Consider the following 12,838-nt stretch of genomic DNA (forward strand, 5'->3'; position numbering starts at 1 on the left):
AAAGTATTGTATATGTTTAAATATTAATTTTTGCTTAAAATTATTTTATACTTGGACTTATAGTTTTCCAATCTTCTCTTAAAGTTTTATTTAAAATAAATATATCATTTTCTTGTGCAATTTCGTTATATTCATAAGGAGTTACAACAACTAAACCACCTTTTATAATACTTGTAAAAGTATTTGATTCTACTTTTGCACCACTAAATATAGAAAACTCCATTTCAAAACCACTTATGTCATAAAATTGTGAGTTCTTTCTTATTAATTTTGTATATTTATTGTCTATTAAACAATCTATTACAACTCTTGAACCATCTGCACTTAAATCTACTTTTAAAACCTTTCCGATTTGTACATTTTTATAATAAACTGGAGAATCAACACTTACACTAGATGCTGTCAAATCTTCTACTTTAAAAACTGTTCCAAGATGAGAATGCCTTATTGATGGTTCTTTATCAAAGCCTGTAAATACTCTTTTAAATTCACCTTCACCCTTTATAACTCCAATATTTACACCCATTATGGTTGCACCAACATTTGATATTTCTTGAAATGAAATTCGTGGTTTTTTAAGATAAAACATTGTCCCATTTTTGGCAAAACTTGAAAAATCATCATAGATTATAGCTTCAACTTCAACTTGTCTGTTTTTATTTAAAGTTACTTTTTTAACTTTTCCAATATTTACACCTTTATATGTAAGTTTTGAAAAATTTTCTTGAATACCTTCAACATCATCAAATATTATTAAAACACTATTTGTAGCACTATTCATATCATCTTCACTTGCATAAATTTCATGATTTCCTAAAGGAGTTTTTGAACTATTATCAAGATAAATAGAGCCATCTATTAAGGAGCTAAAAGTATCAATAGACAAATCTACTCCACTTAAACTTGCTTTTACATCAATTGCACTTTTTTTATAAAATCTACTACTATTTATGATAAATTTTCTATAATCTTCATATATAAATAGCTCTACTTTTGATAATCTATCATCAAATTTTATATCTTTTACAAATCCTATCTCTTGATTTTTATAAATAACTGCCATATCCTTAGCCAATTTAAAACTATTATTGAACTGTGTAAAAACTGTAAAACCACTATTTTCCATCCTTTTTAATCTTACAACATCTTCATATTTACTATATAGTTTGAACTCTTTTTTCGTTAGTTTATTTTTATCATTAGTTGTTGATAAAATCCCAATAGAACCATTGAATATTCCTTCCATTCCACTATAATTTATATCTAAATTTAAGTTTTTCATCTGTACAAGTTTTGAACTCATATCATAAAATAGTGTTTTATCATGTATCAAGTTTTTATATTTTTCATCTATTAAAATAGATACTTTTACATTTTTATAATCGTTTGTTAAAGAGTAACTATCCACTCTCCCAACTTCAATACTCTTATAATATATTTTTGATCTTTCAGTAATTGAGTTAAGACTATCTACAATTAAATCGATTTTTATTGTACTAAGACTCTTGTTCAACTCTTTTTTATTTACTGCCATAAATCTATCACTAAATTCTCCCTCTTTATAATCTAAAGATATAAAATTTCCTTTTATAATATTTCCAAGATTTTTTATACCTCCAAAAGAGATTGTAGGTTCTTCTACAAAGAATCTACTATTTTTAGTCAAAAGATATTTATAATTTTCATAAACAAAAGCCTTCGTTTCTAAAATATCTTTATTTAATTTGATAGAAGTTATTTTTCCTATCTCAATTCCTTTAAATAAAATAGGAGTGTGGTTGTCTATTGTTGCTTCATAAAAGTCTATATCAAAATAGTGTTTATCTTTTAAATCGTCTTTTTGAGCATATAAAATTTGAACCTCATCTTTTGATATTTCATCACCCTGCTTTTGTGATGTTATAACTGTAATTCCACCAATTAGTGCTGAATAAAAAGAACCAACTTCAATATTTAAACCTCCAGCTCCATAATTTACTTTTAAAGCTTCATTCATAACAAATTTTGAGCTTTTATTTACTAAATATCTATATTTATCATAAATATGTGAAACCACAAAAAGTTGTTCATCTTTAAATTCTTTTGCTACTATTTCCCCAATTTGGTATTTATTATAAAAAATTGGTGTTCCTATATCTACATTATCTTTGTCATTTGAAAGAAGTGTTATATAGTAACCATTTTCATCAAATTCATCATCGGGCTGAAAATCTAAACCTTCAAAATACCATTTTGGTTTAACTTTTGATAGCTCTTCAGGAGTTGTAAATGTTGGTGCTAACTCTATTTTATAACCACTTATTAGTGTACTTAATCCAGAAATTTTTGTTAAAGATACTGTTGGTTTTTTTATCCAAAATTTTGAACCTTCATTTGCCACATATTTTTCAGCATCACTATTTACCAAGATATTAACACTTACACTTTTTAAATCATCATGCATAGTTATCTTTGTAACTTTTCCAAGTTGTAAACCTTTATATTCTAAAGGTGTAACATTCTCTTTTAAACCTTCTGCACTTTTGAAATAAACAACTATATTTGTTCCTTTTTTAGAGTAAGATTCATAAGCAATCCAAACTAAAATACCAAGAACTATTAAAGGTAAAACCCATATAAATGAAGCCCTATTCTTTTTCTCTAATTTTGGCTGATAAACTTCTACTTTTTCTAAATCATTTTCCATCCCAAATTATCCTTGTATCAAATTTATTTGCTGCTATCATTGTTAAAATAACCATCAATCCAAAAGATGTTGCAGCTAAACCACCTTTTATATTAAAAATTTCATCAAGTTGAACAATAGAAGATAAAATAGCAACTACATAAATATCTATCATTGACCATTTTCCAATTGCTTCTATAAACTTATACATTATAATTTTTGTTTTATTTTCCATTTTTATGTTTATTTTTAAAGATATAAAAATTACAAATAATCCAACAAGTTTTATCAAAGGTATTACAACACTCGCAGTAAATATTACAATAGCTATAAAATAACTCTTCATTTCTAAAAAGCTAATAACCCCTTCTAAAATTGTACTTTGAACATTAACTCCTAGTTGAGTTATTTCCATCATAGGATAAATCATAGCTGGAATATATAAAAGCATTGCACAAATAAGTAAAGCAAAAGATATTTGAAAAGAGTTTGGCACTCTTTTTGTAACTTTATGATTACATCTACTACAAGTAAACTCTTTGTAATTTTCTTTTTCATAAACTTTATGACAGTTTTTACAAGAAATTAAAACCATCTAATCTCCAAAAATATTTTTTGCATTAAATTTTTTATTTGACATATAAAAACAAAAAATATATACCAACATAACATAAAATCCTATATCAAATTTTGTTGTGGATACCATTCCTATTAGTTTTATATAAGTTACAATAATACTTATAATAAAAACTTCAATAAATCCCCAATGCTTAAAAAAATAAAAACTATCATACAGTATAGTTTTAGAAACAATATTTAGTTTTAATTTTTGTTGAACATATACAAAAATTATGATAAAAGAGTTTAAAACTGGTGCAAATAAAATAGTAAAAAAAACAACCAAACCAATAAGTAAAAACTCTTGTTCTATCAAAGTAATTACAGCTCCAATCAGAGTTGTTTCAAGTTCTTTTTGTGCAATATCCAAAGTAATTATCGGATAAATATTTAAAATAATAAATAACAATAAAGCACTAATAGCATAATACAAAGAGTCATAAGATATCTCTTTATCTACAGATAATTTAGTATTACATCTAGGGCATCTTTGACTTAAGTTTGTTTTGTTTTCTTTTTTAATAAATAAGCCACAACTATAACACTCTTCAATGCTATCCAATCTTTTATCCATAAAAATCCTAAAATAAAAATCGCCATTATTTTAACATAGTAAACATTTTTTAACTATAATGTAAGTATTATAGGAACCAAAATTTTATATATTATAAAGGTTAAAAAATGAATTACAATATAACTCAAGCACAGTTTGGTGTAAGACCACCAGTTACAAAACCAAGTCCAAGATTTTTAGAAGTTTTACAAGAAGATGGGTTAAGACAACTTGTATCAAATCACTATGATATTTTAAGAACAAGCCAAATAAAAGATATGTTTCCTCAAGATGATGAAGCTTTTGCATTAGCAAAACAACACTCTGCTGATTTTTTTATACAAATCTGTGGAGGACCTGATTATTTTAATCAAAATAGAGGAGCTCCTATGATGGTTGGACGACATCAACCATTTAAAATAACACCAAAAGCCAGACTTATTTGGTTAGATAGTTATAAACAAGTTTTAGAAAATCTTGAACTTGAAGATGAATTGAAACAATCTTTTTGGAATTATATAGATGTTTTCTCAATTTGGATGATAAATACTCCTCAGGATTAACAAGCCAAAATAAGGCAAGTTGAGATACAATCGCGAAAAATTATGGATGTTTAAAATGAGTATTCAATTTCAAGGTGTAATTTTCGCGATTATCTCAGCTATTGCTTATGGGATGAATCCCTTAGGTGCTTTATATTTATACCAAGAGGGTTTAAATGTAAGTTCTGTTGTTTTTTATAGATTTTTATTTGCTGTTATCATCTTAGGAATTTTGATGATTTTTCAAAAAAAATCATTTTATATTACAAAAAAGGAGTTATATTTTTTAGCTCTTATTGGATCACTTTTTGGTGTTTCAGCTTTATGTTTATTCGGAAGTTTTTTATATATGGATGCTGGGCTTGCTTCAACTATCTTATTTATTTACCCCATTTTCGTAGCTATTATTATGAGTGTAATGTTTAAAGAAAAAATCTCAATCATTGCTATTTTATCGATATTTATTGCATTTTTAGGAGTTGTAATGCTATGTGAATCAAGTGGAGATAATTTAGATTTTATAGGTATTAGTTTGGTAGCTATTTCATCTTTATGCTATGCAATTTATATTGTTATTGTAAATAAGGCATTAAAAATTCCTGCTATGAAACTTACATTTTACTCTATGCTATTTTGTACATTGACAATTCTTGCATATTCATTTTTTGATGAAAAATATTCAATACAAAGTTTAACAACAATCAATATGTGGTTTTTTTCTATATTCTTAGCTATCGTTCCAACTATAATATCTTTGATTTTTTTAATAAAAGCTATAAATTATATAGGTTCAACTCCTGCTTCAATTTTGGGAGCATTAGAACCACTAACTGCTGTTGTAATAGGTGTTACGATATTTAATGAACAACTAACAATATACTTAAGTATAGGAATAGTTTTAATTTTATTTGGAGTTACTTTAATAATAGCAAAAGATTTAATTGAGAGAAAGTTTAAAATAAAAAAAATATAAAATAAAAAGCTAATATATAGCTTTTTATTTTGATGGTATTTGTGTTTTTTCTTGAATTTCAACAGCTTGATCAAGAACTGGTTGTTTTAAATAATATAAAGCTGCTCCAAATAATACAAGTAATATAACAATCAATCTTACAGTATTTCTTTTTTGTTTTGATTCATTTCCATTATAATCATCTATTTTTTCTAAAGTTGGTTCACCTTTGTTTTTTGACATAATATACTCCTTTTATCGTTATGCAGTAATTTTACCTATTTTTGCTTTTAAAAGAACTTCTAAATCTTTTGGTTTAACTTCTATATCAAGTCCTCTTTTCCCACCACTTATAAAAATTGTTGAGAAATTCTTTACTGTTTCATCTAAAACTGTTCTTAAAAGTTTTTTTTGCCCCAAAGGAGAAATACCTCCTAGTAAATATCCAGTTACTTTTTGTGCTTCATCTTTTGAAGCCATAGAAGATTTTTTAGCTCCAAATATTGTAGCAACTTCTTTAAGGCTCAATTGATTACAAACAGGTAATACACAAACAACTAACTCTTTTGGGCTTAATTCAACAAGTAAAGTTTTATATACTTGTTTTGAATCTAAACCCAATTTTTCTACAGCTTCATCACCAAAATTTGTACAAGCTGGATCATGGTCATATTTATGTATTTTAAAATCACATTTATGTTTTTTTAAAAGATTAATTGCTGGTGTCAAAACATCCCTTTATCATTAAATTTATAGAATTATATAAAAAACTTAATAAATTCATAAAATTCTACAATACTGATTAATGTTATTATTATTTTTCATTTGCTAAAATTGAAAATTATTTTAAATAAGGATATTAAATGAAAAAAACAGTTGTTTCAACTTTAGGTCTTATGTTAATGACAAGTTCATTATATGCTGGTGTTTGCTCTGACAAACTTAAATATGACTTTACTTTTTATGGTGCAGAAGATAAATCTTATGTAGTTACTAAAAATACTTTTAAAACTGCTACTAGCAATTTCCCAAGTGAGAAATTACTAAATGCAACATTAAATATAGATGCTATGTCTATTGATACACATGCGGATATGAGTAATCTTAAAGCACAATGGCCAGCAGCTATGGCAACAGTTCGAGATAACAATATAAAAAATAGTTTCTTCAAACTATTTGAAAAAGATGCAGGGAAAGTTGATGTTAAAATCGTAAAAGTAGAAGCTTCTTCTATGGATGTTGAATTTACTATGAATGGTGTATCAAAAGTTATTCCTTTCTCATATAAAACTGAAGGTGATACTATCAAAGCTACTGGTAAATTAGATATTTTAGCTTTTGGTGTTGATAAAGCTTGGAAACAACTTAGTGCTATTGCAAAAAGTTTTCACCATGGTAAATCTTGGAGTGAAATTGATGTAAACTTCCAAGTTCCAGCTAGTTGTAAATAATTAATTTACTAAAAAAGATTTTTCGATAAGTTTTTCTCCATTTATGACTATACTTAAACTATGAATTCCTTTTATATGTTTTCGTGTAGTCATATCTTTAAAACTATGCTTTTTTATAAATTTTTTTGATTTATCAGAAAAATTAATTTGAGATATCATAAATATTTTTTTACTGTATTTGTTGTTTTGTTTTAAATAGTCTATTATATATTCTACTCTTACATTTTCCAATTTCTCTTTTGATATAAGTTCAAATGAAAAATTTAGATAATCTCCTATTCTCACACTTTCTTCACAATATAAATTTAAAATTTCTATATTTTTTACTTTATCAAAACCAAAAAGTTTCAATACCTCTTTATTTCCATTTTTTAGCATTGTTCTACTTCCATGTTTACAAATCCAATCTAAATCTTTTGAAATTCCAAGATTTTTTTGCAAAAATTCTATAACTAAAGATGGATTATCTTTTGATATATCATTTAAATTATTTGCTACACTTTTTTGAACATATTTTGAAGAATCATTTTTTAGAAGTTCTATTATTTCAAATACTTTTTTAGGATTTTTTTTAAATTTTGGCAAAGCAATAGCCCATGGAAGTCTAGGACGACATCCTTCACTTGACAATCGTCGTATATCTTCATCTTGTGATTTTGCCCAAAGCTTCATTTGAGTCATAGTTTCATCTTCATATTTAAGTATAAATTGCCTTATAGCAAATTCACTACTTGATTTTATAGTAAAACCTTCTAAAGCTTTTATAGAAGTTTCAAAATCATCAAGCCCAAAAATTTCAACAAAATCTTGAAAAATCATAGCTTCAAGTCCAAAGAAATCTTTTTTAACCTCTTTTAAAATATCAATTTGCTCTTTATATGAAAAGGGTAAAAATTTATCTACAGTTATAGCTATATATCTCATTCTAGCCTTTAACTCTAAATTTGCCCAAGAAGAATCAAAAATAGTATTTATAAATTTTTCTTTTTCAAATTTTGGATAAACATTTAAAAATTTATCTGTCAATTTTTCAATAAACTCTTTTGAATATAGATCTTTTAGAAGTTCTGCCATTTTATATAATATTCCTTTGTATAAGTTTTTCTTTAAAAATATATCAAATTATTTTATCATACTTTTGCTATACTCTATTATTATTTTGGATACAGGCTTAAGTTTTAAGCAACAAAGATATTTTCAAAATCTCTTCTTTGTCTTTTTATCCAATTTCTAATTTAAAAGGAATTGAAATGAAAAAATTGATTTTATCAATATTCACACTATTTTGTTTTTCAAATGCAAATGATGATTTAAAACCATTTGAGAATTTAAAAGGTACTTTAAATATAGCTGGGGGAACTGCCCACATTGCTTCAGAAAAAGAAGCTATGAAAAATATTATGGAAAAATACCCTCAAATTAATATGACAATTGCAGGTGGTGGAACTGGTGTTGGTATAAAACAAGTTACTGAAGGTTTAGTTGATATTGCAAATGCTGGAAGAGCTCCTAAAAAAGATGAAATTGAAAGAGGGAATCTACAAAGTTTTGTTTTTGCAATGGATGGAATAGCAGTTATTGTAAACAATGATTTAAATACAAAAAATCTAACAACAGAACAATTAGTTGATATTTTTACTGGTAAGGTAAAATCTTTTAATGAATTAGGGTTAAATGGTGGTAAAATAAATCTTTATGTAAGAGATGCTTCAAGTGGAACTATGGAAGTATTTACAAATGAAGGTATCAAAAAAGCACAAATTTCTCAAGATGCAAAAGTTGTATCTTCAAATGCTGCTATGAAAACTGCTGTTTTATCTGATAAAAATGGTATTGGTTTTATATCTTTTGGAACAGTTGATGATAGTGTGAAAGCTATTTGTATAGATGACAAATGTCCTTCAACAGAAACTATTTTAAATGGTGATTATCATATCTCAAGAGGTTTATATATGGTTACAAAAGGTGAACCAAAACCTTTAGCTAAAGCATTTATTGAATATATGAAAAGCAATAGTGGAGCAGAAATTACAAGTAAACTAGGATTAATTCCTTATCAAAAGTAATCTATGCATTTTTTATTTAATTTTGGACTTGTTATATCAGTTTTTATAACAAGTTCATTGATACTTTTTATACTGATATTTTTAATTTATTTCTCTTTTCCTTTGATAATTTCTGGAAATTTTCTACAATTTTTTTCTTTAAAATGGGATGAAATAAATAACTTTTATGGATTACTTCCAATGATATTAGGAACAATTTATATAAGTATTTTAGCTACATTTTTTGCAACTATTATGAGTTTTTCTTTTGCTTCACTTATGGCATTTTTTTTACCAAAAAGTTTAACAAATATATTAAATAAATTTATACTATTTTTATCAGGAGTACCTACTGTTTTATATGCTTTTATAGCTATATTTTTGTTAGTTCCTTGGTTAAATGATATTTTAGATGGAAGAGGATTTAGTATATTAACGGCTTCGTTTGTGCTTAGTTTTGTGGTACTTCCAACTATGACTATAATTTTATTTAATACATTTAATTCCATCCCAAAAAAAACTATTTTAGCTGCAAAATCTTTAGGAGCAACAAAAGAAGATATTTTTTTTGATTTAGTTTTAAAAAATGCAAAAAAAGGTATATTAAGTGCGATTATCTTTGGTTTTGCAAGAGCAGTTGGAGATACTATGATAGCTTTGATGATAGCAGGAAACACTCTAAAGATACCTCATTCAATTTTAGATAGTGCAAGAACACTAACAGCACATATTGCACTTATAAATGCAAGTGATTATGAATCAATAGCTTTTAAAGCTATATTTATTTGTGGCTTATTACTTTTTTTATTTTCATTTTTACTTGTTGGTAGCCTAAAAATCTTAAATAAAGAGAAAATATATGAATAAAAAATTTTTAATATCTATATTTTACTTTATCGCTATTCTTTCACTTATTATTTTAACAATATTTTTTGTTTTTGTTTTTTATAAAGGTTTTAGTGCCTTTTCATTAAATATTATATTTGATAATGTGAGTTTTATTGATGCAATTTTAGGAAACAAAAGAGTTTTTGATGGTATTTTCCCTGCTATTATTGGCTCTATTTTAGTATCACTATTAGCAGTTTTAATAGCTCTACCAATAGGTTTTTTAAGTGGTGTTTTTATATCTATTTTTGCTTCAAAAAAATTAAAAAATATTCTTAGCTTTTCTTATGAATTACTAGCTTTTACTCCATCTATTGTTATTGGTCTATTTGGTCTATCTATTACGATATTTTTGCACAAATATTTTGAAGATTTATACACTTGTTTATTAATTTCTGCTTTAAGTTTGGCTATTTTAGTTATTCCTTATATTGTCAAAATGAGTGAAAATGCAATATATCAAATACCAAATAATATAAAATTAAGTGCTTTAAATCTTGGTGCTACAAAATATCAGAATTTATTTTTTGTACAACTTCCATACATAAGTAAAGAACTTTTAAGTGGGATTATTTTATCTATTGGAAGAGCTATTGAAGATACAGCTGTTATTATGATGACAGGAGCTGTTGCTATGGCTGGTATTCCAAACTCAATTTTTGAAAAATATGAAGCAATACCATTTTTTATATACTACATTTCATCAGCTTATCAAGATATAGATGAACTAAATAAAGGTTATGTAGCGGCTATGATACTTCTTTTTAGCTCATTATCCCTATTTATAATAGCTTTTTTGATACAAAAAATAACTTTAAAAAGGAGAATAAAAGTTGCCTAATAATACTATTTTAAAAATTGAAAATCTAAACCTTTTTTATGATAAAAGACAAATCTTAAAAGATTTTAATTTAACTTTAGAAAAAAACTCTATCTTAGCAATTTCAGGTCCATCAGGGATTGGTAAAAGTTCATTACTTCTTACAGTAAATCAATTAATTAAAGAGTTTGAAAATAGTAATTTTTCAGGAAATATTATATTTTATGATGAAGAAAAAGAGTTAGATATCTTAAATATACAAAATAAAGATTTACCAACTTTACGAAGAAAAATAGTCTATGTAAGCCAACATCCTGATATTTTACCTTTTTCTATTTTTGAGAATATGTACTTTCCTTTAAAAATTCAAAAAATAAACAAAGAACAAGCAAAGGAACAAATAATAGAAGCTTTAAAAAGAGTATTTTTATATGATGAGATAAAAGATAGACTAAATGATAGTGCATATTTACTTTCAGGAGGGCAACAACAAAGACTTATTTTAGCACGTGCTTTGGTGTTAAAACCAAAAATTTTACTTCTTGATGAACCAACAGCCTCGCTAAATGAAGAATTAGCTTTAAAAATAGAAAATTTACTAATTGAATTAAAAAAAGAGTGTTCAATTATGATGATTTCTCATTTCAAATCTCAAGTTTTAAAAGTTGCAGATTTTGTTGTAGAGATAAAATAGTTTTAATTTGACTATTTCCTTATTTATCATATAATCACAACATAAAATATTAATTATTAGGGAAAATTATGAAATATAGAAGTTTAGAAGAAGAGATAAAGATATTGGAACTTGGGCTTCCACCACAAAAGACTGATGGATTTTTAGGTGGAAGATTAGATCCAAAAGAAGCTAGTTTGATTTTGATACCAGTTCCATGGGAAGCAACAGTTTCTTTTGGAGAGGGAACAGCGAAAGCACCTGATAATATCAAACTTGCTAGTCATCAATTAGATTTAGAAAATTATCATTATATCAAGCCTTATACCGCAGGAATTGCTATGCTTGAAACAGATAAATATGTATTAAAACTTAGTAACAAAACTAGAAAAAAAGCTTTAAAAGTTATAGATGCCTTAGAGTGTGGAGAGAACTGTAAAAAAGATTTAAAATATGTAAATGAATTATCAAGAGTTATAAACAATGAAGTATATGAAAAATCTTTAAAAAGATTAAATAAAGGTAAATTTGTAGCTGTTGTTGGAGGAGACCACTCTTGTCCACTTGGTCTTATAAAAGCTATAAATGACACAACAAATCAAGATTTTGGGATTTTACATGTAGATGCCCATCACGATTTAAGAGAAGCTTACGAAGGATTTACTTACTCTCATGCTTCAATATTTTACAATGTTTTGAATGAATGTGAAAAAGTTTCAAAATTTGTACAAATAGGTATTAGAGATTATAGTAAAGAAGAAGCTAATAGAATGCTAGATTTAGGAACTAAAGGAGCATGTCTGTATGATACAGCTATGCAAAGCCAACTAGCAAGTGGAAAATCATTGGAAGAAGTTTTTGCACCATATATTGAAAAACTTCCACAAAACGTTTATCTATCTATTGATATAGATGGTTTAGAGCCACTAAACTGTCCAAATACAGGAACACCAGTTCCAGGTGGACTAAGATATGGAGAACTAGAACACTTAATATTTATGGTTGTTAAAAGTGGAAGAAATATCATAGGTTTTGATTTATGCGAAGTTGGTGATAGTGAAAATGGATGGGATGCAAATGTTGGTTCTCGTGTACTTTATCAACTTTGTGGAGCATTATTGGCTAGTCAAGGGAAAATAGAATTTAGATAAAAAGTAAGTTTTAACTTACTTTTTAAATTATATTAATTTATCTAAAGATGGTTTCAAACTTTTATCTTCCAATTTATTTTCAAGATTTAATATTTTATTTTTTAAAATATTTACATCATTTTCTAAACCTAAAAATCTTTCATTTGTAATTTTCTCACCATTTATCACATATCCATTCTGGATATAACTCTTCAAAATTGAAGTTGCCCATTTCCTAAACTTTGTTGCTTTATTAGAATTTATTCTATATCCTAAAGAAAGAATCATATCAAGATTATAATGTTCAACACTTCTAGTAACTTCTCTTTTACCCTCTTTTTGAACTATCAAGTATTTCTTGACAGTTGAATTTCTATCAAGTTCATCTTCTTTATAAATGTTATTTATATGTAAACTAATATTTTGTTTTGTTCCACCAAATAACTCTATTAGTTGATTTTGTGTAAGCCAAATAGTTTTACTATTAACAGAATTTTTTAG

The 12,838-nt window shown here is 25.9% G+C and carries 15 protein-coding genes; 8 read left to right on the forward strand and 7 right to left on the reverse strand.

Annotation, left to right across the window (positions count from 1 at the left end; genetic code table 11):
- Nucleotides 1–40: 40 nt before the first annotated feature.
- From ACNSOS_RS03590 to ACNSOS_RS03600, 3 genes are read right to left on the reverse strand one after another with little or no spacing between them, the layout of a single operon-like run.
- Nucleotides 41–2,686 carry an MlaD family protein gene (locus ACNSOS_RS03590; RefSeq protein WP_418185971.1) on the reverse strand — a complete coding sequence of 882 codons (2,646 nt, stop codon included), beginning with the start codon at nt 2,684–2,686 and terminating at the stop codon, nt 41–43.
- A complete protein-coding gene (locus ACNSOS_RS03595; RefSeq protein ID WP_418185972.1) occupies nt 2,676–3,260 on the reverse strand; it encodes a paraquat-inducible protein A in 585 nt (194 codons plus the stop codon). Before ACNSOS_RS03595 ends, ACNSOS_RS03590 begins: the two co-directional genes overlap by 11 nt.
- A complete protein-coding gene (locus ACNSOS_RS03600; protein ID WP_418185973.1) occupies nt 3,261–3,857 on the reverse strand; it encodes a paraquat-inducible protein A in 597 nt (198 codons plus the stop codon).
- A 107-nt stretch (nt 3,858–3,964) separates the two neighbouring features.
- Between ACNSOS_RS03600 and ACNSOS_RS03605 the strand changes: the two genes are divergently transcribed.
- Nucleotides 3,965–4,399: a globin gene (locus tag ACNSOS_RS03605; protein WP_418185974.1), complete on the forward strand. Its 435-nt coding sequence runs from the start codon at nt 3,965–3,967 to the stop codon at nt 4,397–4,399.
- Between the two features lie 55 nt (nt 4,400–4,454).
- Nucleotides 4,455–5,351 (forward strand): DMT family transporter, encoded by an 897-nt coding sequence (locus ACNSOS_RS03610; protein ID WP_418185975.1) that lies wholly within the window; start codon nt 4,455–4,457, stop codon nt 5,349–5,351.
- A 24-nt stretch (nt 5,352–5,375) separates the two neighbouring features.
- Here ACNSOS_RS03610 and ACNSOS_RS03615 read toward each other — a convergent pair whose 3' ends face one another.
- On the reverse strand, nt 5,376–5,573 hold the full coding sequence (locus tag ACNSOS_RS03615; protein ID WP_113894399.1) for a hypothetical protein: 198 nt from the start codon (nt 5,571–5,573) through the stop codon (nt 5,376–5,378).
- Nucleotides 5,574–5,591: 18 nt separating this feature from the next.
- Complete coding sequence (gene ybaK / locus ACNSOS_RS03620; RefSeq protein ID WP_418185976.1) at nt 5,592–6,059, reverse strand: Cys-tRNA(Pro) deacylase; 468 nt, start codon at nt 6,057–6,059, stop codon at nt 5,592–5,594.
- Nucleotides 6,060–6,193: 134 nt separating this feature from the next.
- Between ybaK and ACNSOS_RS03625 the strand changes: the two genes are divergently transcribed.
- Entirely contained in the window at nt 6,194–6,781 is a 588-nt protein-coding gene (locus tag ACNSOS_RS03625) for a YceI family protein (protein WP_113894397.1), read from the forward strand.
- On the opposite strand, the gene ACNSOS_RS03630 is transcribed toward ACNSOS_RS03625, so the two are convergent.
- Nucleotides 6,782–7,855, reverse strand: a complete 1,074-nt coding sequence (locus ACNSOS_RS03630) for a DNA alkylation repair protein (protein ID WP_418185977.1) — start codon at nt 7,853–7,855, stop codon at nt 6,782–6,784. It abuts the gene before it with no gap.
- 176 nt (nt 7,856–8,031) lie between these two features.
- Between ACNSOS_RS03630 and ACNSOS_RS03635 the strand changes: the two genes are divergently transcribed.
- The 5 genes from ACNSOS_RS03635 (at nt 8,032) to ACNSOS_RS03655 (ending at nt 12,358) form a co-directional block, all read left to right on the forward strand.
- On the forward strand, nt 8,032–8,847 hold the full coding sequence (locus ACNSOS_RS03635) for a phosphate ABC transporter substrate-binding protein (protein ID WP_113894395.1): 816 nt from the start codon (nt 8,032–8,034) through the stop codon (nt 8,845–8,847).
- 3 nt (nt 8,848–8,850) lie between these two features.
- Nucleotides 8,851–9,693, forward strand: coding sequence for a PstC family ABC transporter permease (locus ACNSOS_RS03640; RefSeq protein WP_113909668.1), 843 nt, complete (start codon nt 8,851–8,853; stop codon nt 9,691–9,693).
- Nucleotides 9,686–10,555 (forward strand): PstA family ABC transporter permease, encoded by an 870-nt coding sequence (locus ACNSOS_RS03645; protein ID WP_418185978.1) that lies wholly within the window; start codon nt 9,686–9,688, stop codon nt 10,553–10,555. The genes ACNSOS_RS03640 and ACNSOS_RS03645 overlap by 8 nt, the downstream gene beginning before the upstream one ends.
- Nucleotides 10,548–11,228, forward strand: a complete 681-nt coding sequence (locus tag ACNSOS_RS03650) for a phosphate ABC transporter ATP-binding protein (protein ID WP_418185979.1) — start codon at nt 10,548–10,550, stop codon at nt 11,226–11,228. Before ACNSOS_RS03645 ends, ACNSOS_RS03650 begins: the two co-directional genes overlap by 8 nt.
- 68 nt (nt 11,229–11,296) lie before the next feature.
- A complete protein-coding gene (locus ACNSOS_RS03655) occupies nt 11,297–12,358 on the forward strand; it encodes an agmatinase family protein (RefSeq protein WP_418185980.1) in 1,062 nt (353 codons plus the stop codon).
- 27 nt (nt 12,359–12,385) lie between these two features.
- Here ACNSOS_RS03655 and rhuM read toward each other — a convergent pair whose 3' ends face one another.
- The gene (gene rhuM, locus ACNSOS_RS03660) at nt 12,386–12,688 is read right to left on the reverse strand and encodes a RhuM family protein (protein WP_418185981.1); all 303 of its coding nucleotides are present in this window, start codon (nt 12,686–12,688) and stop codon (nt 12,386–12,388) included.
- Nucleotides 12,689–12,838 lie beyond the last annotated feature (150 nt).

The sequence above is a fragment of the Aliarcobacter vitoriensis genome, assembly GCF_048320235.1.
GTDB lineage: Bacteria > Campylobacterota > Campylobacteria > Campylobacterales > Arcobacteraceae > Aliarcobacter > Aliarcobacter vitoriensis.